Raw genomic sequence first — 25,621 nt, 5'->3', positions numbered from 1 at the left:
GAGAGGATGGATAACTGTGAAAAAGACATTGATTCTGAGTAGTGCTGTACTGGCGTTCAGTTTAATGGGCACGCCTGCTTTGGCTGCTTCCGACTTGCCTGAGAACCACCGTTTCTATGACGAGATCGATTATCTTGTCGACAAGAAAGTCATCACCGGATATGAGGATGGCACGTTCCGTCCTGACAAAACCGTCACCCGCGCAGAAGCTGCAATCATGATCGGCCAATTGAAGGATTTGGATGGCACGCAGAGAGCGACTGGCTTTAAAGACGTCAGTAAATCCAGTAAAGCGAGCGGCTATATTGCTGCTGCACAAGAAGCCGGTTATTTGAATGGTTATCCCGATAAGACCTTCCGTCCGGATGCACCCATCACCCGCGGGGACATGGCAATCCTGCTGTCGAATATTTTCACGATGCCTCTTTGGGGTGCCACTGACTTTAAGGATGTCTCTGCGAATATGAAAGCGTTCGAGCCGATTAAACAACTGGTTTCCTACAATATCACCGCCGGTTATCCCGACAGAACCTATCGTCCGTTAACCAACGTGACCCGCGGCCAGTTCTCGGCATTCCTTGCCCGCGGATTGGAACCTGTATTCAAGAACGATACCCACATGGAAAATTCTTATTTGCGTGATAAAACAAAGGTTTATTCCTATCGCTCAGCTGACGGTGTAGTACTGAATGCGCGTTATACGGACGATTCACACCTTAATGGCGAACCACTCGGCTTCCTTTGGGAAAACTATAATGAAGACGTAGAAGATATTTTCTATACGGAAGACGAAACCTACGATATGTATAATATCGGCTTCCCTTTCTCTGAATATATAACCGAATTGGTTTATCCGATCAAAAAAGGAAAAGTGTTTAATATCGACAACCCTTTTGCACCAGTAAGTAAAATTACCGGAGTCGACGTCACTGTCAAAACACCTTATAAAACCTTTACCAATGCAGTCGAAGTTACAGTGCCGTATGATTCTTCCGTTAACCACGATACGGGCTATAAATATTATATGGTCGAAGGGTTCGGCGCGGTTAAAACCGTCGGCCTCGATGGTAAAATTTCGTCAGAATTGATAAAAGTACAGTAATCGGTGCCTGGCACCCGCACAATTCCCACACAATTCAATAGAAAAAGCCGGAAGCAGCTGCTTCCGGCTTTTTCTATTAAAATATTCTCACGCTCTTGATCTGTTCTTGATCTGCTCTTACTCCATTCCTACTCAGTTTTTAACAGGCTTCCCTGGCTTATCGGGTTTGCCTTTTCCTGGTTTCTCAGGCTTGTCGGGTTTGCCCTTGCCTGGCTTGTCCGGTTTTCCTGGCTTGGTTGGAGCTGCCTTCGTGATGGTGAAGACGGCCTCTGTTACGTGGCCACCCAAATCGATGACTTTCAGCTTGATTTCATTTGCTCCATCGGCCGGTACCGGCACGGTGGTGGTGATGTCCTGGTCAAAATTCTTCAGTTGGTAAGGGGCTGTCAGGTCTTGTGCGAAAATTTCGCTGTCAAAGTAATACGCGCGGATTTCGTCGAAATTGTCTTTGACGTTGAAAGTGATCTCCACTTCGTCCTGGTCAAGGCCGACTGTTTTCGGCACGTCTGTCAAGGTGATGACCGCTGGAGTGGTATCGACCAGCACTTGGCGGCGAATTTCCATTTCGTTGCCGAATTCGTCGATGGCTTTGACTTTGACGTAATGGGAGCCATCCGCCACTATCAGCTTGTGGCTGAAGGTCTTGCCGTCAAATTCAGTTGCGGGCTCGCCGTTGACTGTCAGGGAAACGATTTTCGAATCCTCTTCCACGCGTCCAGCGACTGCCACTTCTTTGGTTTTATGCACCGACAGGACATCCGGCTTGTCGATATAGATGACCGGTTTGACGGTTTCAGGTGTTGCCGTCGATAGGTCGACCACTTGTTTGTTGCCGGCCGTGTCGTAGAATACCGCTGTCAGTTTGTCTCCTGCTTTCAGCTCTTCCGTCACCGCAAAGCTCGTGACTGTCGGTGCCAATGACTCGTCTGCAGGCGTCGCTGCATTTTCAGTCAGTTCTTTGCCGTTCAGGAAGACTTCCCAGCGATCCGGGCCAGAGCCTTCCGGATTGTCGTTGAAGCTTGCCACTTCCACCAGTTTAGCCGCTGCGTTGAAGCTTGCTGCTGCAACGGGTGCTACGGTGTCGACTTTCACCGGGAATTCAATTGTCTGCCATTCCGCATTTTCATAATCGATCACTGCGCGCAATTGAATTTGGTAATCGCCGTCCGCTACGGCTTTTTCAAGTACTTTTCCATCCCAGCCATTGGCCGGATTGAAGTTATACGACTCATCGGCTGAATAGTTCTTCACCAATTCGTCTTCTGTCCGGATGGTCCGCAAGGTTTTGTCCGCTGCATCCAGCACGTTCACTTCAAAGTCCTTGGCGTTCCGCAGCAATGAATACACTGGAATCACCTGGTCTTTCACACCATCCCCATTCGGGGAAAACGCGAATCGTTCCGGAACAAAGTCCGGCTGATGCGTTCCGCCTGTGACGGTCTCGCCTTTTTCATCCACCAGGAATGTCATTCCGTAATAAGTGGCTGGATCCCATGCGAAGTAATCGAAGATATTCGCATCATCCCATCCGCCGTTAAAGCCGAAGTATGGAACCACCAATTCCGTATTGCCCGTCACTTCTTCGTTGGTATCCGTCAAGGTCAGGAAGCCGTCTACGAAAAAGCCATTGGTGAATGCCTGATAAGCCACATCGTTTTCCAGTGCCGACACATCAACTGCAACGGTAATGTCCTGGCTGCCGTTAGCCGGTACTGTCACTGTTTTCGGAGCATCGATCGCCACTTGTTCCGTGACGACATTCGATCCTGCGATGTTCGGTGCCGTCACCTGGACGCCGCTCGCCGTTAAGGCTTTATCCGTCTGGACATTCACAGCTACGTTATAGTTTGCCGCTTCATCCGAGAAGTTCTGTGCTGTCACCGTGAAAGTGAATTTATTGTCTTTGATTTCTTTTAATGCCACTTTCCCTTCGCCTGTCGCTTTTTCTGTCACCGTCACGTCAGTCGACAAGGCATCGTGCAATTGCATTAAGCCTGCTCCCTGGCGGCGCGGTGAAACGAATTCCCCGGCGATCAATTCTACGGGATTCGCTGTATTCATCATCAGGTTCTTGGCAAATTGAACACGTTCCTTGCCGTCGAGCCCCAATTCCTCAATGCGTTGGAAAATCAAAGCCGTACCGCCTGAAACATGCGGTGCTGCCATCGACGTTCCGCTCATCAAGCCGTATTCATCGTTGTTCAATGTCGAGAAGATATTGCCGCCCGGTGCTGTGATTTCAGGTTTGAAATCCAGGTTCGGCGTTGGTCCCCATGAAGTGAAATCACTCATCTGTCCAGCTGTCGGACTTTGGGTTTCCAAGTACTGTCCATCAAATAGAACCGTCACCTTCTGGCCGGCGTCGATCAACGCTTTCATGGCCACACCGTCCGCCTGGAGGGCTGACATATAAGGAATCGTGATGGATGGATCGGACGCCATATTGATGGTGCCTGACGTATTGTTGTAGATGATGACACCGGCCGCTCCTGCAGTTTGTGCGTTGACCGCTTTTTCCACGAACGGATTGCCGCCGCGTGAAATCAAGGCGAATTTACCGGTGAAATCTTTTCCTGCAAAGTCAGCGGCCGTACCAAGTCCCGCATCCGCCACTTCATAGGAAGCTTCCGGCAAATCGCGCGGATCTTTGTCGTTCGCCAATAGGTACATGGCACGTCCGGCTTCTTCCCCGTCGGCCAGGTACGCAAAGCTCATCGCCGTGATCATGTCGTTTTCAAAAGATGCTACACCAAACGAGTCGAATGAAACACTTGGCGAGCCGGTCAAGCCGTAATCCTGGTTTTCAGCATAGGGATAGAAATAACCCGATCCCAGCATATCCGAGTTTCCGGCTGAAATGGATACCAGGATGCCGCTGTTTGTCGCGCGTTCAACCGCCTGCTGTTCAGGATTCGCGGAATCCACAAATCCGGAAACCGAGCCCAATGACATATTGATGACATCCGCTCCCAATTTGATGGAATCATCGATGGCTTTAATGTAGATATCGCCGTAAGTCGATGGATACAAGGGATCATTGCCGAACACTTTCAGCGCAAGCAATTGCGCTTCCGGAGCCACCCCCTTGATGCCGCCGTTTTCTTCATTGCCGTTGGCTCCCACTGTGCCGGCAACGTGCATGCCGTGCATCGAAGCTTCCGGTCCGAGGTCCAGGATTTCATTGTTGCCGTCCATGTAATTGTAGCCGAACGGCACTTTAGGCGTGAAATACTGGCCATTTTCCACTGAGCCATCGCCCAATAGCGCGCCGACATCGGCTTTGGTGATGTCACCTGAAACGTCATCGCTCAAGACCATGTCTTTGTGGCTCGGGTCGATGCCGGTATCGATGACGCCGACAACCATGCCTTCGCCTTTATAGTCGTAATCGTTCCAGACTTGTTGCGCCTGGACAAGTTCTTTGGAGTATTTCATTTCCGGTTTGATTTCCGGACGTTGGTATTCGGTTGATTCGTAGACAGCTTTGACGCCGCTTTGAGAAGCGATGTCTTTGACTTTTCCGGCTTCCACTTCAGCCGAGAAGCCATTGAAGACCGTCGTGAAATTTTCTAGATATGTAATGCCGGGTGCCAGTTTCGAGATGGATGACTGAACTGAATTTTGTTCAGAACTGACTGCCGCTTCCAAGGTTTCTTTCTGGGACGCTGGCAGATTTTTGTAGAGCACGCCTTTGCGTGTCGCGTTTTCGATTGCCGGTTCGCTTTCGAGTTCCACGATGATCCGCACTTGTTTGTTCGGATCTTTCGGATTTTCAAGCGTTTCCGGAATCTTCACTGTCGGCTTTTTCAGCTGCAGCTCCTGGCCAGCCCCAGCTGCTTTATTCGGCGCAGCTGAAACGCCTGGCAAGCCTGCTGAAACTGTTCCAAAAGCTACCAGAAACACCAATGCCATCAATAAAATTGAACGTATCTTCCCCAATCTTTCTCCCCCTCGTCAAAATAATGGAATTTTCAAACTAAAAGACAGTTTAAATTTACCATAATTCACGGGTCATGCGACCAAACGCTCGTCAAAATAACATTACATTTATGTTACATTTATTACAAAATGATACATATTGAATCGATGAAAAAACCCGTCATGCCAAGGGCAGACGGGTTTTGGAAGGGGTATGCAGTTTTATTGAAATGAAAATGATTACAGTCAATGCTTACATCGAAGCCAGTCGATAGATGAAGATGGCCAATTCGCCGCGTTTTACATTGTTGACGACGCCGAATTGTGTAGCGCTGATGCCGTTGGTGATTTTATTGGCGGCCAGCGCATTGACGGCTTCTTCGTAGCGGGATGATACGTCGGTAAACGGCAATTTCTCACCGTTTGGCTGAAGCTTATAGCCGTTTTTGAGAATCAAGGCGATTTCGCCCCGCGTCAGCTTTTGGGTTGCCCCGAAGGTCGTTTTCGTCTTGCCGCTGATATAGCCGGCGTGTTTTAATGCGTTCACTGACGGCACGGCACGGGCCGGAACATCGGTGAATCCGGACGCTGGTGCTGTCGCCAGGTTCAAACCAAGTTCTTTTGCCAGCCAGATGGCGGCGTCCACACGAAGGATGTCGTTTTGAACGCCAAACCGTGTGGAGCTTTCACCATTGGTGACCCCTCTTTTCACCAGGTAGTCGACTGAAGGAAAATAGGCAGCCGATACGTCTGTGAAAAGATCGGCAGTTTGTGGAACGATTATTTTCAATGAAGCGGTTTTATTTCCTAAAGTTGCAGTGACGGTGGTGCTCCCAACTGCTTTCATCGTCACTTTTCCTTTAGAGACGGTGGCTACTGCCGGATTTGATGAAACCCATTGTGCGGTTTGGGCCGCATCGATGGCTTCGCCGTTCGTATAGCTCGCCGTCACAGCCAGTTGAACCGATTTGCCGACTGCGCTGGTGATCGACGCCTTATCGAAAGCCAGTGTCAGAAGTGGATTGCCCACTTCGGAAATCCGCGGTGCTTTATAGGAAGAAATCTGAATCAATCCATGGCCGTAGAGGGGATCTCTGCCAGCTTTGCCCAAGTCTTTCGCTTCCTGTGCCATCACAGCCCGCAATTCCTTGTTCGTCAATTTTGGGTACGCCTGCTTCATCAAAGCCAATTGGCCAGCCACGTACGGCGTCGCCATAGAGGTACCGGACATCAGGCTGTAGCGGTTACTTGGCAATGTGCTGTAGATGTTCAGCCCAGGCGCCACCACTTCAACCGCAGGTCCTGTCGATGAAAATGGTGCGCGAAGCAAGTTTTGCCCTAATGCACCCACCGCAATGACGGATGGATAGCGTGCCGGATACTCGACATTATCGCCTGTCCCGGTATTGGTGCCGACATTGCCGGCTGCTGCTACGATCAAAATCCCTCTGGCATAAGCTTTGTCGAAAACTTCCTTGAAGACGGTGGAATCTTCCGGCGAACCGCCACTCAAGTTGATGATGTCCATATTATTAGTGATGGCCCAGTTGACGCTTTCAATCAAATCGGATAAATAGGCATCGCCTTTGCTGTCAAATGCTTTGACGGCGTACAGGCTCGCTTCGTGTGCCACACCTTTTAAGCCGATGCTGTTATTTTTGGCGCCGATGATTCCGGCGACATGCGTTCCATGCCCTTGATCATCCGCATAGGAAGTCATGCCATCTATAGCGGAATAGCCACCGGCGATGACCAAATCTTCATGTCTGGTGATCCCCGAATCGATGACGGCGACTTTCACGCCTTTTCCTGTAAATCCGGAATTCCAAGCCGCAGCTGCCTTGATCTGCGGGATTCCCCAGCCTTCCGATTGAGCACTAAGAGAAAATACGATATCTTCTTCAATCGCTTTGACGGAAGGATCGGCCAAAAGCTTCTCAGCTTCCGCTTCCGTCATTTCCGCAGATACAATCGATACTTCCTCATAGGCCTCTACCTCAGAACCGCCGAAATCTTCGGTCTTTTCAGCGATTGAAAAGCTCTTTTGCTCTTCCTCATAGACGATAATCATCCGTTTTTCCTGATTGTCATCCGCTGAAGCCGTTAATTGCCCCAAACCCGTAACCAGAAGTAAAGCGCTCAACGTGCTATACAGTATTTTCAATAAAAAAAACCCCTTTGCTATTCCGAATTATTTTAGTAGAATTTTCCAAAAATATAAGAAATATTTAACAGACATATAAGTTCTATTACCAATATCAGTATATAAGATGTAGAAAGAAGCGTCAAAGCCAATTGTGTCCATTGTTTGATTACTTGTATTGTACTCACTTCCAGTTGAGATGAAAAGGGCTTTCGCTTAAATTTATACTAGAAAAGAGTAATTTATACTAATATCTGGGGGATGGCCATAACAGTGAAGGCTGGACAAAAGCTTAAGCAGGACAGCGCAGCGAGTTTGAAAAGCAAGACAAGGATGAGAACAGTAGAGTGCAATGGATTCAGGGGGAAGAAGTCGCTCCAGGTGGACGCTTTCCGGGGGGGCTCGCGCCGAACTAACTCGGGCTTAGCGCCCGAGTGGATTTCGGCACTTCACTGGTTCCCCAGGAAAGGTATTGGCCGAAGGTAGTTCGGTCAATACCTTTGCGACGAAGCTAGCGCAGCGATGCAGGAGCATATCTTTGCCCTTCGCCACCTTCCGCTCTTTCTTCTAGTTTTTTGGGAGATAAGGAGTGAGGCGTCACTCTTTATCGGAGGAATGCGGAAAGCATAGGCATCGAGCTGATCACGAACAGGTGTGGGACTTGCGCAGAAACGTTTGTTTCTGCATCATTTTGTGTGTTGAACTTGAGATTTCTTTACTGGTGGCTACTTGGGGTTCTACCTGAATGTTCGGGGCTTCTACATGAACAATTGGAGCGGCTACCTGAAATTTTCATATCTATAACTGAAATTTTGCTCCTTTACATAAACAATCTTCATCTTTACCTCAATTCGATGTTTTTTACAAAGTTCAAGCACCTGAATGGAAGCTGTTCGCGTGGCGAACAGCCGGGGATAGGGAGTGACATTTTCTGATCAGGTATTGTCCATATACAGAATGTAATTTCCCTCATGAAATTCGTGTAGGTAAGGAAATCTTTCATATAGAGAAGTTAAAAAGTGAGATAGCATCCTCACCTTCTTATAGTAGAAACTTATAATTGTTAGGTAGAGATCCCTACTCTTCCTCTAAAAACACAAATCTATTTATAGACTTCACCCACATCAAGCGAAGGTGCGTGCACCATCGCTGCCGAGCGATTTCAGAACCACTCTCCATCTATCTTCTCGACAAGAACCAGAAGATGGGATGTCATCCCCACACCCAGCTGAGGCGCGTCCCCGGAGTGGGTGGAGCAATAAGACTGGCAGCGTTCTCCAGCTGCCTGGCTTATTGTGGGAACCCGCTCCAAAGCGTCCGAAGCGATTTATAGAATCCTATTAAAGGTATTCCCGCAACCTCACTCCAAGCGAGAGCGTGTGCATCATCACGCCGAGCGATTGCAGAACCACACGCCCACTTTCCCCACCACATCCAACATGGCTTGCCGCATATCCTTTAACAGCCAAGCGCCGGCGCGTCCCCGGAGTGGGTGGAGCAATAAGACGGGCAGCGTTCTCCAGCTGCCCGTCTTATTGTGGGAACCCACTCCAAAGCGTTCGAAGCGACTTATAGAATCCTATTAAAGATATTCCCGCAACCTCACTGACATCCAGCGGTAGGTGCGTCCAGGAGTGGACGGAGCACCAAAGCGAGTTATTGAACTCTCTGAAACTATTCTACCAATCTAAAGAAGTTCCGGCTTTCGATGGTATACTAAATTTAAAGTTGTACACATATTAAGGAGGGCTTGGCATGATTCTAAGTATTCTTCTTGCACTCGTGGCAATTGCTGGCATCGTTTATGGAATTAATAAAAAAAGCGAGAAATGGATTGTGGCCTCGACGGTTTTATTAGTGGCCATCATCGCCTTCGCACTGTTCATCAACTTTTATTACTTCTAAGCTCCAAGAGATTTTCACTACTAACCCGATATTGAAGTTTGACCAGCTAAAGCCTTCTGCGACGGAAGGCTTTTTGTGCTTTCTCTACTAATTGTGCGAGAATTGTGTGGGTGCCTGGCACCCACACAATTTCTTTTTCTACTCACTCGGTTCTTCATCAAACTTCAGGAAGAGTTCATCAACATACGGAAGGATATCTGGCTCCGTGTAATAGTAAGTATCTCCAACACTTCGCACCCCAAACGTAAAAGGCTCCACATCTTCTTCCATTAAGGTTATGGCATACCTGTAACCTTCCCTTTCCTCCTGATTTTCATCCGGAATAAACGTAGCCTCTTTTATCTTTTCAATAAAAGAGTGGATGGCTTCCTGATCGGTCACAGTTACGCGAGATCCATCACTGCCATTCAATAGTTGAATCTGAGTTACTTCTGCAAGCTCTCCAGGATAAAGATCTTCAAATTTTTGAGGTTCTGTTTTCTTCTGACTTGAATCACAACCAGCAACTAAAAGCATGAGAATGAGTATGATGAATGTAAGAAAACGGCTTTCCAAGAAATTCCCTCCTTTGTTTCATTAGACGTTGAATAAAGAGATACGTTTCCAGTAGTTTCCACTTTGTTAGTAATTATAATTGTTTGGGTGCCAGGCACCCAAACAATTCAAGCGAAGGTGTGTGCACCATCACGCCGAGCGTTTCCAGAACCACTCGCCCACTTTCCCCACTACATCCAACATGGCTTGCCGCATATCCTTTAACAGCCAAGCGCCGGCGCGTCCCCGGAGTGGGTGGAGCAATAAGACGGGCAGCGTTCTTCAGCTGCCCGGCTTATTGTGGGAACCCACTCCAAAGCGTCCGAAGCGACTTCCAGAAAGCCGCAAAAAAATACTGATTCATCTCTTTATTCCTAGCTATTTGGAGGATCACTCCGGCAACCTCCCTCCATCCAGTTTTTCTCTCCAAGCGAGAGCGCGTGCACCACCTCGTCGAGCGATTGCAGAACCACACGCCCACTTTCCCCACCACATCCAACATGGCTTGCTGTGTATTCCCCCACCCCCAGCTGAGGCGCGTCCCCGGAGTGGGTGGAGCAATAAGACGGGCAGCGTTCTCCAGCTGCCCGTCTTATTGTGGGAACCCACTCCAAAGCGTCGGAAGCGACTTTTAGAAACCGCTCAAACTAAGTACGCCCAGCAAAGCACTGCTCGACTTATCCCGGGAGTCCATTCCAGAGCACAGAGCACCAGAGTGACTTATAGAAACCCAAAATTGTGCGGGAATTGTTCGGGTGCCAGGCACCCGCACAATTCTCGCACAATTCAAACCAGCGCTGCCCGGCACTAGAGCGATCTGTATACCCAAATAAAAACAGCCTTCTCTATAAGAAGACTGTCCATTTTCTATGGTACCAATCGGTTGATCACCGGCAGTTTCTGCATGGCCAGGATGATGGCGAATGAGAGAGTGAATATGAGAATCCAGACGAGCGGGACGCTGATGATCGGGTTGAAGGTGGTTTCGTTGAGCCCGAAGAATTTATTCATATAAATCTGGATGAGCGGATGGATGACGTAGATGCCGAAAGTGGCGGTGCTGATCCGTGTGATCAGGGCATTCGGCTTGATCTTGTTCGCCATGTGCTGGAATCCGACAAAGATGAACAGCGTAATCAGCAAGTTGTTCGGTCGGTAATGCTCGTAGAAGAACTCATCGAACTCGCCCGCCGGCAAGCCGATGTTCAAGTAATAAGTACCCCAAAGCGTCGCAAAATAGCTGATGGCCGCGAGTACACCCAGTGGCATCAGGTATTTTTTCGGAATCGGGTAGAGCACGAGATAGGCGCCGAGCAGGAAATAGCCGATATACGGTTGGAACAATCCGGCATCCAAGGCAATTTCGAAGCCGAGGAACTTCGGCAGAAACGGCAGGAAGCTGGCAAAGACGATCCAGAACACCAGAAAAGCCTGGAAGGTTTTCTTGTCCATGTAAGCTACCAGCAGCTTCAGAAAAGGCGCCATGATGTAGAGGCCGGTGATGGTGTAGAGAAACCACAAGTGGTAATAGATGTCATCAGTCAGGAACTGCACAAGGATTTCATAAGCGGTATAGGACTCGCCCAGCTCGTAAATATTGTACAGCGTGTAGACGAAGCTCCAGAAAATCAGCGGAATGACGACTTTCGACAGCCGCTTCTGCAGAAATTGCCAGACGCTTTCCTCTTTATCACGCGTCAGCAGCAAGGCACCGCTGAGCATGAAGAAAATCGGCACACACCAGCGCAGACCGGCATCGAAAACATTGGCGAAATGCCAGATCCAGTCGTCCGTGGTGGTGCTGTTGATGATTTTTGAAACTACATGAATGCCGACGACTACGAAAATCGACAAGACCCGCAGCCAATCCATATAGTCATATCTTCTGGCCATGTGGGCAACTCCTTCTATATATATGTATGATGTTTTGTTGAAGATGAATAATTATTGTTATAGAAGAAAGAGTGGAGGGTGGCAGATGTTCTAAGTATACGAGTCGCAAAGACATTGGCCGAAGAGAGTTCGGCCAATGTCTTGTCCGCCTGGAGCGACTTCTTCCCCACTCCGCTTTTAAACATCATTACATTAAATCCCTCTATCATTTTAGCCTGTCCCACCGATTTGAACCACTACGAATTGATTACATCTGTATGACAAAGGTTTTATTCCATTAACTGCCGGCATAATTTGCGGATGTCTTCGCGGTTCGTATCGAGCAGTTCCTGGCCGAGCTCGACCAAGGCGTTGAGGTTTTCTTCCGAGCCGTCGTCCAGTTTCTCCGTACCTGGCTCCTCCAACTCGATTTGGAAACGGTAATAGCGTTTCGCTTCTTCCCTTTCCGGCAGGACGTAATTCAGCTGGTGATGCACCACATCAGAGCTGCCGTCCATCAGGATATACCAGAGCGGACGCGCCCAGCCGAGCAAGCCCCAGTTTCGGAAGTTGCCGAATTCGATGGTCAGCTGCGGATTCCCTGTACCGAGCGAAACGATCAGCAAATCCTCGTCGTCCGGAAAGATTTCCTTTGCTTCCGCGTAGGCGCACATGGCCGGGTTGTTGGCGAAGACGCCGCCGTCGATGAAAATTGCATCCGGATAGGCTTTGATCTTCTTCGGCACAAAATACGTCGGCGCTGCCGAGCCGGCGCGTGCAACATCCCTCATCAATACATCTCTTTCGATTTTCTTTTCGGTTACGTCACGGCTCTTGAAAAAGGCCGTAAAGCGCCCATGGATTTCATAGCTGGGCACTACGACAGCTGTTATGGCTTCGGAAAGCATGGTCGGACCGAAGTATTTCTTCAATGCCTTTTCAAGCGCCCGGGCATGATAGCGCCTGGCAAAAATACCCCGGGTGATTTTGTAGAACAGCGATTTATCGAAAATGGCATGGGATTCCTCTAAATAAAATCCGAGGAATTGATCCGCCGAATAGCGCGGCTGTGCCGGAGCCAATCTGTCTGGGGCAACCAGCCCCAGCGCCAAAATCCCTCCGGTCGACGCGCCGACCACCAAGTCAAACAGCTCCGCAATCGGTTTTCCGGTCTGGTCTTCGATTTCTGCCAACACCATTGCCGGGATGATGCCGCGGACACCTCCACCGTCGATGGATAGGATTTTTTTCATCAGCTTCCCCTCTTTTCGGAATTTTCTAATTTATTTAATTGTAAGAAGTTTACGGTTTTCTGTCAAAATTGGACGAACAGATGTTATTGCAATCAAAGTTTTCACATAATTTAGATAGTATATTATTTTTTTAATAAAAAAATGAGTGTGTTTACCTTATACATTTTTTCAAGAAGCAGTCTATCATCAATTTGTCATTTTTTCACTTTGCATAGCTAAAATACAGCTGGCAGGATTTTTAATTTTGTATTTATTAGGAGATTATTTGTAACAAATACACTATTTTAAAGATTTGAAACCCGTTTTCTAAAGAAATAAACCTTTTCTCCGTATTTTATTGACCTCCAAAAGCCTTCCCTCAAAGGGTTTTGAAGGCCGAATTCTTTTTGTTATACAACTGTAATATAACTGCAATTGAATTGACGTTGTTTTTACGTTGTTCTCTCTATATAGTAAATGGCAGAGCAAAATATTATTAATTCATATTCTTGGATAATAAAAAAACTTATTGGAGGAACCACCTAACATGAAAAAACTAGTCTTTACTTTACTCGCAGCTGGATCATTGCTATTTGCTAACTCAACCACGGACGTACAAGCAGCAACAACTACACAAAATGTCGCTACTTCATCATATGAAACTTCTGAATCTACAGTGGAGCAAGTTGCCGCAAGCAAAGCAACTGCTAAATCAGGTACATTCAAAATGAAATACAACACAAATGTTCGCGCAGATGCAGGAACAAAATACAAAGTGGTTACAGTCGCTAAAAAAGGGTCAATCGCTACAGCTACTCACCAAAAGAAAGTCGGCAAATCGACTTGGTACAAAGTGAAAGTCAACGGTAAATCAGGATGGGTATTGAGCACATTGCTTTCTTCCACTACTGTCAAGAAAGCTTCCGTTTCAACTTCATCTTCATCAGTCGTTTCAGCAGCATTGTCACTTAAAGGCATCCCTTACAAATTTGGCGGCACGACACCTTCTGGATTCGATTGCAGTGGATTTGTTCAATACGCTTACAAAAAAGCAGGCAAAAACGTATCACGCACGACACTTTCACAATACGCTGAGACTTATGCAGTCAGCAGCCCGCAACCAGGCGATTTGGTATTCTTTGCTAACACGTACCGCGCTGGGATCTCACACGTTGGGATTTACATCGGCAACAACCAGTTCATCCATTCTGGCGGAGCGAAAGCAGAAGTCAAGAGCATGAATGACCCATACTGGGGCAAGAAATTCCATAGCTACAAGCGCTTCTAATCAAATAGGTATTTCCAAAGGGTGACCCGAAGACCTGCTAATAGCAGGCCTTCGCCGGTCCCCTTTTTAATTTGGGAATCTTTAATGTTGCTGGAGTAATACCAATGCAGGATGCCCAGGCTAGAAGAAGTCGCTCCAGGTGGACGCTTTCGGGCCAGGTGCCGAGGATGATGCTAGTAAAGGCAGTAGAGGAATGTGAACAGTGCAGTAGTTTCAGTGGGGAAGAAGTCGCTCCAGGTGGACGCTTTCGGACCAGGTGCCGAAGATGATGCTAGTGAAGGCTGTAGAGGAATGTAAACATTGCAGTAGTTTCAGTGGGGAAGAAGTCGCTTCAGGTGGACGCTTTCCGGGGGGCTTGCGCCGAAATCCACTCGGGCTTAACGCCCGAGTGGATTTCGGCACTTCGTCGCTTCGCTGCTTCCCCCAGGAAAGGTATTGGCCGAAGGTAGTTTGGTCAATACCTTTGCGACGAAGCTAGCGCAGCGATGCAGGAGCACATCTTTGCCCTTCGCCACCTTCCGCTCTTTCTTCTATTTTTTGAGAGATAAGGAATTAGCGTCACTCTTTATCGGAGGAGTGTGAAAAGTATAAGCAACGGACTGACTATAGAGGGCTTTCGCAGAAACGTTTGTTTCTGCATCATTTTGTGGTTTAAACTGAGGTATGGGTTTTATGGTAGCTAGTTGTGGGAATGAAGCTTGGGGAGTCGGCTTGAGTCCTAGCTGAATGTTTAAGGCTTCTACATGAATGATTGAAGCAGCTACATGAAATTTTCATATCTATACCTAAACTTTTTGCTCCTTTACCTGAACACTCTTCATCCTTACCTCAATTCGAAGTTTTTTTACAAAGTTCAAGCCACTGAATGGAAGCTGTTCGCGTCGCGTACAGCCGAAAATAGGGAGTGACTTTTTTGATATGGCTTCCTTCACACACAAGATGTGATCTTTCTTGTGAAAATTGTGTAAGGAGTTGAAAATTTCATGTAGAGAAGCATACTGGTGAGGTAGAAACCTCGATAGGTCTTGTAGAACTCCTGAAAAGGTGATTTTCAAAGCGAAGGCGCGTGCACCACCGCTGCCGAGTGATTTCAGAACCACTCCCCATCTACCTTCTCAACAAGAACCAGAAGATAGGATTCCATTCCTACACCCAGCTGAGGCGCGTCCCCGGAGTGGGTGGAGCAATAAGCCTGGCAGCGCACTACCAGCTGCCTGGCTTATTGTGGGAACCCACTCCAAAGCGTCCGAAGCGACTTGTAGAACCTTTTAAAAACTATTCCCGTAATCTCACACTCAGCGAAGGCGCGTGCACCAACGCTGCCGAGTGATTCCAGAACCACACGCTAACTTTCCACCCCCACACATCAATAAGTTTGCTCCGTATTCTCCGACACCCAGCGGCAGGTGCGTCCAGGAGTGGACGGAGCGCTAAGACGAGCAGCGCACTTCAGCTGCTTGGCTTAGCGCGGGAGTCCATTCCAGAGCACTAGAGCGACTTAAAGAACCCAGAAAAATCATCACATAAAAAAGCAGACTCACATCTGAGTCTACTCTTTATTCATTCACAATATCCTCGATCTGGTAATCGCCGTACTCGTCGATCACCACCGAATAGACGCCTTCGTGGGACACAGTCGACGATTCGCCGCTCTCTATTTCGTGGTAGGTGAAGTCGGCTTCGGCCTCCACGATGGCATTGTCTTCATTGATATCAATGCTGGTGATAGTCGGCTGGACGGTATCATAAATACGACCCGATTCGGCAAACTCCTCAACCAGCTCTGTCGCTTCCTGTTCCGCTTCGCTGTCTGGCAGGATATAGGACAGGTAGTAGGAAGATTCGGCATCATTCAGCGAATACGGAATCAGTTCATAATAAGCGGCAATAAAGTCTTCCAACAGTTCATCAGCAAAATAGGCGTCTTTGACATCCTGCAGCACGATTTCCTCTTCCTCAGGAAGAATCGGGTTTTCGACCCATTCGGTCAGCTGATCCCAGACGGAGTAGAGCGGGATGGTGTAGCCGGTACCCTGTTTTTCCTCAAGGATGATCGAGTTGATGCCAAGGATTTTTCCGGTGTCAGCCGCGATCAGCGGGCCGCCGCTTGAGCCCTGCGCGATTTCTGCGGTCATCTCGTAGAGGCCGGTGTATTCATATTGGTCCAGAAAGTCGAGATCGGTTGCGGTGATTTCACCGGTGGTCGCTGTGTTGCTTTCGTCATTGGGGCTGCCGATGGCGACAACGGGTGTACCAATGTCCACCGGTTCCATTTCAATTTCCAAGGGCTCTTTGCCGGCCAGCTCGTCGACACGGACGATGGCCAGATCCTGGGTTTCGGACATGCCGATGATATTGCCGTTGAATTCCTGGCCGTCGCTGTTTTTAACAGTGATATAGGACGCATCCAGCACAACGTGGGCATTGGTCAGGATGTCGCCTTCAGTGTTGATCAGAAAGCCTGAACCTTGCTCGAGGTCGGTATACAGGGTGTAGACATGGGTTTTGGCGTTGGCGATCATCGATGCCTGGCTTTGTTCATCCTCCACCGCACCTGTTTTGTTGTCTTCCGCAGTGGGCTCGATTTCCTCTTCTGCAGGCGGGTCGTCTGAACCCGTGGACTGGCAGGCACCCACTCCAAAAAGCAGTACGGCAATAACAAGCAGCATCTGCATGATCCCTTTGTAGAAGCTTTGCTTTCCATCGTTGTCACGTCTGTTCATCTGTTTCACCCACTCCTGTTTTTTTCTTCGCAGTTGATTTGTGTTCATTATAACAACTTGTGTCGAAAAGGTCTTGTCGGCAAAAAGAAATTGTGTGCGTGCCAGGCACCCAAACAATTCCCAAACAATTTAACCCTTCCCAGCGAAGGCGCGTGCACCACCGCTGCCGAGCGATTCCAGAACCACACACGCCCTTCCCTCCCCACACACAAAATAAGTTTGCTCAGTATCCCCCAACACCCAGCTGAGGCGCGTCCCCGGAGTGAGTGGAGCAATACGACTGGCAGCGTTCTCCAGCTGCCCGGCTTATTGTGGGAACCCACTCCAAAGCGTCCGAAGCGACTTGTAGAATCCTACTAAAGATATTCCCATAACTTCACTCCGAGTGAAGGCGCGTGCACCACCGCTGCCGAGCGATTCCAGAACCACACACTCCCTTCCCGCCCCACACACAAAATAAGTTTGCTGCGTATCCCCCAACACCCAAGCGGTAGGTGCGCCACCGGAGTGGACGGAGCGATAAGACTGGCAAGCGAAGCGTGGCCCGGCTTATCGTGGGAGTCTTCTCCAGAGCACCAGAGCGATTTATAGAACCGACTAAATCACCACCACACAAAAAAACAGCCAAACCCGATCGCTCAGGTTTGGCTGCTTCAGCATAGATTAGTTTTTCTTCGCTTGGCCTTTATTCGTCACGGCCGTGTAGTTCCCCAGTTCGTTGATGCTGAGGGTGAATACATTGTCGCCGAGTTGGCCTTGGATGATTTTCCACTTGCCTTTAGCGTCTTCACGCGCGCCGAACTGGACTTTGATGTCGTTCGTTGTGTCGAATGCCAGTGTGACCGGCGAGGTGAATTTCAATGGCAGCTCGTTGCCTGCTGCGTCAGTCAGGGTCAGGTCGATCTGATCGGTCAAAGTTGGGCGTTTGTCGACTTGTTCTGCGTCGTCAACTGCCACTTCCAATACAAATCCTTCGCCCGCCGCTGCCGCAAGTTGCTGAAGGTTTTCGGCTGATAGCGTCAAGTCCGCTGTCGGCATATCGATCAGCAGGTCTTTTCCGCTTTCCAGCAATTCAGCTACCGTGCCTTCAGAGAACGTGATGGCAAGTTCACCGTTTTCATCCGGTTCGCCGGCTGTGATGACTGCCTGGTCTCCGGATAAATCAGGATCTGCCTGTTGCTCACCTGGTACTGGTGCTGCTTCTTCTTCAAATGCAATCTGTGCCAGCAATGGATCGTGATCCGATGCGCGGCCGTGCTCTTCCATGAACATGGCGTTGATGTGGACCATGTCCAATTCAGTGCGGTCTGCCAAATTATTGGTGACCAATAGGTGATCCAGGACCTGTGAATTGCCCTGGTAGTAATAAGAGAATCGATCTTCAAGCGGCACATCCTCGACTTTATTCGTCAGAATATCGCCTTTCAATGCGTCCATTGCCGGTGTGAACTCAAAATCGTTCATATCGCCTGCAACGATGACGTTCAATTCCGGATCTTGCTCCAGACCTTCCTGGATAAAGCCGTTGATGGCTGTTGCGAGTTCGATGCGCTCTTCTACAGAGCCAAGGAATGGCGGCTGGTTCTGGCCGAATAACGGCTGGTCTCCGCCTTTTGAGTTCAAGTGGGCGCCGATGACCACGACTTGCTCACCTTGGAATTCGAATTGTGCAGCGATCGGTTTACGTGTATTCGGCATCGGGATCGGCTGGACGCGTCCAGGGTTCAAGGCAAGTTCGCCGTCCACCCATGAGTTGTCTTCCGTTGCCGTGCCTTTTGTTCCTTCAGAAAGTGTAACGCGTTCAGGATTGTACAGGTAGCCGACGCGGATATTCCCGCCCGGCTGTCCGCCGTCCTGGTTGTATTCAGGTGCGATGTCTGTCCAGGCATAAGTCGGGCCGCCCGCTGTTTCGATATCATTAATCAAACGTTCGTAACTTGCTGTTGCATCACTGTTGTTTGATGCAATCGGGCCGTCACTGTCCTGTACTTCCACCATGACGATGACGTCCGGCGAGTTCAGGTCATTCACGAACGACTCTGCGATGCGCTGTGCTTTTGCATCAGATGTATGGCTTGGATCTGCAGAGAAGTTCTCTACATTATAAGCCGCTACGGTCAGTTCATCTTCTTTGTTTTCAATCCATGTTTCCTCCGGAGTGGTGCCGCCGTCCACGATTGCTGGAAGCTCGCTTTCCTCCGTCCAGATCTGGTAGTTGCCGAAGCCGTAGCCTAGAACACCAACTGGATTTTCTGCAAATGTGTCGCCTGCTTTGGCAACGATGTTTTCACCTGTGGTAACGGTGATGCGTTCAGGGTTGTAATCGTCTTCCGCAAGCAAGATCCCGCCTTGTTTGTGGAACTCGTTATTGGTGGCATTTTTCGATACGACAAACACTTCGCCGTAATCCTGCGGACCGACGATTTGTGCGTCAGCTACACTGACACGCATAAGTTCAAGCGATTCCCAGAAGTCGATGCCGTCTTCTTTCGGATTGAATTGAGTCAAGCCGTCATCGTCGATGTTCTGTGTCGGTGGGTAGACATCTTCACCGATAATCAAAGCTTCAGGAAGTTCAGCTGTTCCGTCCTTTACAACGTCCGTTGAACGGATGCGTGTAACCGGAAGGTCGTTATCTCTCATGTCGGAATAGCCTTTATAGAAATGTTCTTCAACCGTTCCGGCTACTGTAACAACATCCCCAACTTGGAAAGAGCTGCTGGCGCTTGCTTTGTTGACCATGATTGCTTCTGAAGTCGTCCAGTCATCGTCTCCGTTCGGATCTTGGATGACAAAGTTCGCTCCATTGTAGAAATGTGTGATGACGCCTGTGATTTCATTCACCACTACATCTTCATAGTCGGAGTAGTGGCTGCCGCTTTGGATGTCGCGGATTTTCAGGTCCGTTGTTTTCAGGACCGTGTATTCGAATGTAAATACCTCAGACGTTTCGTCAGCAATCGCAATGGCTTTGATCGCTGCGTCTTCTGTCAAGACGATTGGTGCTGTGTATTCGGTGCTGTCGGCAGTTGGAGCTGAGCCGTCAAGCGTGTAATAAATAGTTGCATTTTCCCAGCCTGAAGCCAATGTGATTTCAGTGCCTTCAGAAACGACACCTGGGAAAACATCAGTGTAGACCGCTGGTTTATTGACTAGGTCAAAGCTTTCAAAGCCAAGGGTCTTCACCTGGTAGGTGTCATTGTATTTCGAAGCGATTCCAGTTACATGGATCAAATCGCCTTCTTTATATTGTTGCGTAAATTGTTCAAAAGTCAGTCCATTGCGGTTATCGTTGCGGATGATGACCGCTTCTCCGTTTTCAGCAACAGCTGAAAATTCGAATGTACCGTACTCGTTTACGGCTTTTAATCCTGTGATGGTAACGTTCTGCAGTTCGATGCGCTCGCTTTGTGTGTCTTCAGCGACACCGGCTGGCGTAACGGTCTGCACTGCCGGCAACTCATTGCCGGAAGAAAGAATTTCTATGGTATTGGGCTGCAGCTGCAGTTCGCCGCTGTATTCGGAAACGGTTCCCGTCAAACGGACCAGATCGCCCGGTGCAACAGTTGCGCTCGATGTGTAAACGTAAATTCCGGCTGTATCATCCTGGACGTAGAATGCATTGCCGCCCCAGAAGCCTGTTTCAGTTGTGACAATTGCATCAACCTGAATCAGTTCGCCGGGCATGGTACGTGCTTCCGCCAATGTTTCGACGGCAGTCGGTTCAGGTGGTGCTTCGCCTTCAGAAATGATGGTGTAGGCAGACGCTGAGCGTAGGCCAGGCACTGTAAAATAAGCGCCTAAAGTTCCCGTAATGGTGACTTCCGCTTTAAAGTTGGCCGGGTTGTCGACCAGATTCAAGCCTGCTCGCGTAGCTCCTGTCGGCAATTGCACCGGAAGGATTTTCGCCGGATCCGTTTCATCCGGAGAATCGGCAAGACCCAGATTTGTTGCCATTGTAAAAGGTGCTTCCTGGTCGTAACTGGTGCCGCTACTGGCAGTTCCCACGATAAAGCCTTTCACTGTGGCTGCACCTGTGTTGTTCGCGATCGCGTCAGCAACCGTAATCGGTTCTGCGGCGTTTGCCGGCGTCGCCAAATATGGCAGCATCGCGGATAAAGCCAGTACCAAGCTCAATAAGATCTTCATGAACGTGTTTCTCGTCAAAAGCTCCACTCCCCTAAAATATTATGAGTTACGAAATAAGTATACAAGAAAATTGTAAGCGTTTTATTAAAATTTCGTAAATAATGCAAATTTTTTCTTGTTTCGTGCCTGGCACCCGCACAATTCTCGCTCAATTCGCTCCGATGCGCTCAAGTTCCGGATGATCCGGCTCTTCGCAGTACATCAGATACCCCGCTATACACTTGGAATAGGGTCTCGGCAAGATCGTCGGCATATAACTCAAGTCGAGAAATTCATAAGGCGGACAGGAAGCATCTGCATAGAAACGGTAAGAGCTGTGCGGATACTCTTTCATCTCCGCCACCATCGGATTCAGGGTGTTGATCGGATTTCTGTGGATATAGCGGCTGACTGCGAGGATGCTTTTGTGGGTGATCGCTTTGCCGGCATAATACCGGCTTTCGTAGTAATAACCGCTGTAGTTGTATTTCTTTTTGGCGTAATCACTGTAGCGCTTATTGATGAGGGCCATCAATTTCCCTAGTGGCACTTCAGGTGACCGGATCAATAAATGGTAATGATTGGTCATCAAACAATAAGCCAGAATCGTGAATGGATATTTTTCATGGGCATACGCCAACACCCTGATAAAAGCATCGATATCCGATTCCTCCCGAAAAATCGGCTGCCTGTTATTCCCCCTCATCACCACATGTTCATAGGCATCCGGATTCCAGATGCGCCGGTTTCTCCCCATCCCGCTCACTCTCTTCTTCTAAGAACTTTCTTTCTATCGTAGAAAGAAGGTGGAGTTCCGTCAATTGTTTCAAAAAGAGGATAACGTACATTTGCCGGCGCGCAGAAGCTCAAAAATGATTTTTCATCATGAAAGCCATTGAACAACCTGTCTATTCAGCTTCAAAATATTTTTTTGAATTGTGTGGGAGTTGTTTGGGTGCCAGGCACGCAAACAATTCCCACACAATTCCCAAACAAAAAAAGCCGGGAGCACCCGCTCCCGGCTTTTTTCCATGCTTTACTGTTCTTTTGTGATGACGAAACTTTCTTCTGTGATCTGTCCAGCAGCGTCGACGACTTTCAAGGTGAATTCGTTTTCGCCTGGATTGGCGACAGGGACCGTGATGGTGATGTCTTCGTTGAAGTCACCTTCCCCGTATGGCTCGCTCATGTCGTTGCTGTAGACTTCACTGTCGGTCAAGTAGACTTTGATGGCGTCCATATTGTCTGTGACATTGAACGTCACTTCGGCGCTATCCTGGCCGGCTTCCACCGTCTCCGGCACATCCAGCAGTTCAAGGACAGCCGGTTGGGTGTCGATCAGCACTTGGCTGCGCACTTCGAGCTCATTGCCGGCTTCGTCGATGGCTTTGGCGAAAATATCGTTTCGGCCATCTTCCAATGTCAATCTATGCTGGAAGAAGGCGCCGTCAAAGCGATCCGCTTTTTCGCCATTGACCGTCACAGAGACGATGCGTGATTTGTCTTCTACCGTACCGAATACATCCACCCGTTTGGTGCTCAATACTTCAAACAGCCCCGGTGCGATGATGGAAACGGCTGGTTTCTCCGTGTCTTCCACTGCACCGGTCAACGGAACTTCGGTTTTATTGCCAGCCGTGTCGTGGAATACCGCTTTCAGCACGTCGCCCGCTTTGATGTCGACAGGCACGACGTAGCTGGTGGTGCTCGGTGCCAGCGACTCGTCTTCAAAAGTCTCCTGATTCTCGGTCAGCTCCACGTTGTTGAGGAATACTTCCCAGCGGTCTGCACCGCCGCCTCCTGTGTTATCTTCAAAATTCGTCACCGTTACGGTCTGAGTTTCCGCATTTAAGGCAGCTCTTGCCGTCGGTGATACTGTATCGACCAGAATCGGCATAGTCAGTGACTGCCACTCGGCATCGGGATAATCAATGACCGCGCGCATCTGAATCTGGTACTGGCCGTCTTCGACCGTTTCGCCGAGCACTTCCCCGTTCCACTCATTCAGCGGATTGTAATAATAGGAAAACTGGGTGGAGAAATTCTTCACCAGATTTTCTGCGGTCTGCAAGGTCCGCAATTTTTTGCCCGCTGCATCCAGCACATTCACTTCCAGCTGCTTGGCGTTCCGCAGCAGCGAGAATACCGGAATGATCGATTCCCGTGCACCATCGCCGTTCGGTGAAAAGGCGAAGCGCTCCGGAACAAAGCCTTGCTGGTGGCTGCCGCCGTTGATGATCATTCCGAAATCATCGGTCAGGAATGTCGAAGCGAAAACAGTGCCGGGATCCCATGCCACATCATCAAAAATCGGTGCATCGTCCCATTCGCCGTTAAAGCCGAAATACGGCACGGCAAGCGGCGTGTTGCCAGTCACTTCTTCATTGCTGTCGGTCAAGGTAATAAACCCGTCAATGAAATAGCCGTTGGTGAACGCCGCAAATTCCGGACGTCCCTGCAAAGTTGAAGCATCAATCGTCACTTGGATTTCCGCCGTCCCATTCGCCGGCACCGTCACTGTGTCGGGTGCAGTGATGTTGACGAGATCCGTCACGACATTGGATCCGGCACGATTCGGATCAGTGATGTCGATCTTCCGATTCGGATCCTTAGTGATGTAGTCGGTTTGGACATTGACGCCCACCGCGTAGGTCGCGGCCGCATCTGAGAAGTTCTCAGCCGTAAGCGTCATGGTCATCTGGTAATTATCGATTTCCTTCAAGGTTACTTTGGCATCGCCGCTGTTCTGATCCGTCAGCATAACATCCGTCGACAGCGCGTCATGCAATTGCATCAGGCCTGCCCCTTGTCGGCGAGGCGAAACATATTGGCCCGCCACCAATTCAACCGGGTTGGCCGTGTTCATCATCAGGTTTTTCGCGAATTCCACGCGATCCCGGCCCTCTAGGCCAAGTTCTTCGATCCGCTGGAACACCAAAGCCGTACCGCCTGCCACATGCGGTGCTGCCATCGACGTTCCGCTCATCAAGCCGTACTCATCATCATTCAATGTCGAGAAGATATTGCCGCCCGGTGCCGTGATTTCCGGCTTGAAGTCCAGGTTCGGCGTCGGTCCCCAAGAGGTGAAATCACTCATCTTGCCGGCGTTCGGATTCGGCGTCTCCAGTTTCTCTCCGTCAAAGACGACCGTCACCTGGCTTCCTGCATCGAGTGCCGCTTTCATCGCCAGTCCGTCCGCCTGAAGCGTCGACAGGAACGGAATGGTGATGAATGGATCGGATTCCATATTGACTGGTCCGGTGGTGTTGTTATAGATGATCACACCAGCCGCTCCCGCCGCTTGTGCTGCAAAGGCTTTTTCAGTGAACGGAATCTCACCGCGTGCAATCAAGGCGAATTTTCCGGTTACATCTTTCCCTTCAAAATCCGCCGGCAGTCCGAGTCCGACTTCCACCACTTCATAGGAATCGGCAGGCAGACTTTCCGGCTTCACATCATTCGCCAACAGGTAAAGTGCGCGTCCTGCCTGGGCCCCGTTTACCTGATAGACGAAACTGTCCGTGGTGATCATGCTGTTTTCAAAAGAGGCCACACCGAGTGAATCAATTGCCAGTCCAGGCGAACCGATCAGACCGTAATCCTGGTTTTCCGCAAACGGTGCCAGGAAGCCGGAACCACGCAAGTCCGAATTCCCCGCTGAAATGGCGACTAAAATGCCGTTGTTCGTCGCGCGTTCCACGGCTTGCTGTTCAGGGCTTGATGTATCCACAAACCCTGCTGTTGCGCCGAGCGACATATTGATGACGTCCGCCCCCAATTTAATGGAGTCATCGATCGCCTTGATGTAGATATCCCCGAAAGTCGATGCGTAATAGGCATCGTTGCCGAATACTTTCAGTGCGAGCAACTGTGTTTCGGGGGCAACACCTTTGATGCCGCCATTTTCTTCATTACCGTTGGCGCCGACGGTTCCAGCCACGTGCATACCGTGCATCGACGCGCCTGGGGCGATATCCCGGATTTCCGTATTGGCATCCATGTAGTTATAGCCGAATGGCACTTTCGGCGTAAAATACTCGCCTTTTTCGATCGAGCTGTCGGCGACGAACGCTTCGACTTCTGCCTGCGTCAGCGCAGCTGTCGTGTTATTCGTCAGCACCATGTCCTGGTGGCCCGGGTCGATGCCCGTATCGATGACGCCGACAACCATGCCTTCCCCTTTAAAGCCGTAATCGCGCCAAGCCTGCTGCGCCTGGACCAGCTCTTTGGAATAGGTCATCGTCGGTTCCACTTCGGGACGCTTGTATTCCGTCGCTTCGTAGACTGCCTTGACGTTCGGCAACTCAGCGATTTCCGCTACCTGTCCTGCCTCGACTTCCGCTGAGAAGCCATTGAAGACGGCTGTGAAGGTTTGCAAGTAATCGATATTCGGCGCGATATCGGCAATCGCCGTCTGGGCAGTTTCCTGCTTGGCTATCGCTGCCTTTTCGATGCGTTCTTTCTGGCTATCGGGCAATTCCTTATAGAGAACGCCTTGCTTGCTCGCCGTTTCAATCGTCGGCTCCTCCAGCAGCTCGATGATGACACGGACTTTCTCTTTCGGCGATTCCGGCTTCAGCAGGGTTTTCGCCAATTTCACTTCTGGATCAGGCGCGGCCTGAACCTCTGGGCTGTTGAAACCACCCAGACTGCTGATGGTTAATAGTAGAATTGCGAGTATTGCTAATACTTTCTTCATGTATTTTCCTCCTCTTTCTGAAATCCTTGTCTAAATAATCAAATAATTAAGTCAACTTCATTTTTCCAGTTCAGCTA

The 25,621-nt window shown here is 49.4% G+C and carries 12 protein-coding genes; 3 read left to right on the top strand and 9 right to left on the bottom strand.

Annotation, left to right across the window (positions count from 1 at the left end; genetic code table 11):
- The first annotated feature begins 16 nt into the window (after positions 1 to 16).
- Positions 17 to 1,102, top strand: a complete 1,086-nt coding sequence (locus tag Q0785_RS02140; protein WP_298824639.1) for an S-layer homology domain-containing protein — start codon at positions 17 to 19, stop codon at positions 1,100 to 1,102.
- A 132-nt stretch (positions 1,103 to 1,234) separates the two neighbouring features.
- Here the strand turns inward: Q0785_RS02140 and Q0785_RS02135 are convergent, their stop codons facing one another.
- Together Q0785_RS02135 and Q0785_RS02130 are read right to left on the bottom strand one after the other, a co-directional pair.
- The gene (locus tag Q0785_RS02135) at positions 1,235 to 5,041 is read right to left on the bottom strand and encodes a S8 family serine peptidase (RefSeq protein ID WP_298824636.1); all 3,807 of its coding nucleotides are present in this window, start codon (positions 5,039 to 5,041) and stop codon (positions 1,235 to 1,237) included.
- Positions 5,042 to 5,273: 232 nt separating this feature from the next.
- Positions 5,274 to 7,184, bottom strand: coding sequence for a S8 family serine peptidase (locus Q0785_RS02130; protein ID WP_298824634.1), 1,911 nt, complete (start codon positions 7,182 to 7,184; stop codon positions 5,274 to 5,276).
- Between the two features lie 1,734 nt (positions 7,185 to 8,918).
- Here Q0785_RS02130 and Q0785_RS02125 point away from each other — a divergent pair.
- Positions 8,919 to 9,068 carry a hypothetical protein gene (locus Q0785_RS02125; RefSeq protein WP_298824632.1) on the top strand — a complete coding sequence of 50 codons (150 nt, stop codon included), beginning with the start codon at positions 8,919 to 8,921 and terminating at the stop codon, positions 9,066 to 9,068.
- Between the two features lie 138 nt (positions 9,069 to 9,206).
- Here the strand turns inward: Q0785_RS02125 and Q0785_RS02120 are convergent, their stop codons facing one another.
- The 3 genes from Q0785_RS02120 to Q0785_RS02110 form a co-directional block, all read right to left on the bottom strand.
- The gene (locus Q0785_RS02120; protein WP_298824629.1) at positions 9,207 to 9,623 is read right to left on the bottom strand and encodes a hypothetical protein; all 417 of its coding nucleotides are present in this window, start codon (positions 9,621 to 9,623) and stop codon (positions 9,207 to 9,209) included.
- Positions 9,624 to 10,469: 846 nt separating this feature from the next.
- Positions 10,470 to 11,495 (bottom strand): acyltransferase family protein, encoded by a 1,026-nt coding sequence (locus tag Q0785_RS02115; protein ID WP_298824628.1) that lies wholly within the window; start codon positions 11,493 to 11,495, stop codon positions 10,470 to 10,472.
- A gap of 269 nt (positions 11,496 to 11,764) precedes the next feature.
- Positions 11,765 to 12,727 (bottom strand): patatin-like phospholipase family protein, encoded by a 963-nt coding sequence (locus Q0785_RS02110; protein ID WP_298824626.1) that lies wholly within the window; start codon positions 12,725 to 12,727, stop codon positions 11,765 to 11,767.
- A 526-nt stretch (positions 12,728 to 13,253) separates the two neighbouring features.
- On the opposite strand from Q0785_RS02110, the gene Q0785_RS02105 reads away from it, so the two are divergent.
- Complete coding sequence (locus tag Q0785_RS02105; RefSeq protein ID WP_223634719.1) at positions 13,254 to 13,994, top strand: C40 family peptidase; 741 nt, start codon at positions 13,254 to 13,256, stop codon at positions 13,992 to 13,994.
- Between the two features lie 1,556 nt (positions 13,995 to 15,550).
- Here Q0785_RS02105 and Q0785_RS02100 read toward each other — a convergent pair.
- The 4 genes from Q0785_RS02100 to Q0785_RS02085 form a co-directional block, all read right to left on the bottom strand.
- The gene (locus Q0785_RS02100; protein ID WP_298824623.1) at positions 15,551 to 16,717 is read right to left on the bottom strand and encodes a trypsin-like peptidase domain-containing protein; all 1,167 of its coding nucleotides are present in this window, start codon (positions 16,715 to 16,717) and stop codon (positions 15,551 to 15,553) included.
- Between the two features lie 663 nt (positions 16,718 to 17,380).
- Positions 17,381 to 20,893: a DUF6359 domain-containing protein gene (locus tag Q0785_RS02095; RefSeq protein WP_298824621.1), complete on the bottom strand. Its 3,513-nt coding sequence runs from the start codon at positions 20,891 to 20,893 to the stop codon at positions 17,381 to 17,383.
- A 121-nt stretch (positions 20,894 to 21,014) separates the two neighbouring features.
- Positions 21,015 to 21,602 (bottom strand): transposase, encoded by a 588-nt coding sequence (locus Q0785_RS02090; RefSeq protein ID WP_298824619.1) that lies wholly within the window; start codon positions 21,600 to 21,602, stop codon positions 21,015 to 21,017.
- A gap of 279 nt (positions 21,603 to 21,881) precedes the next feature.
- Positions 21,882 to 25,544: a S8 family serine peptidase gene (locus Q0785_RS02085; RefSeq protein ID WP_298824615.1), complete on the bottom strand. Its 3,663-nt coding sequence runs from the start codon at positions 25,542 to 25,544 to the stop codon at positions 21,882 to 21,884.
- Positions 25,545 to 25,621: the final 77 nt, after the last annotated feature.

Source organism: uncultured Planococcus sp. (assembly GCF_947501725.1).
Classification (GTDB): domain Bacteria; phylum Bacillota; class Bacilli; order Bacillales_A; family Planococcaceae; genus Planococcus; species Planococcus donghaensis_C.
Note: the sequence above shows the minus strand (reverse complement) of the source record. Positions and strands in the feature narration are given on the sequence as shown.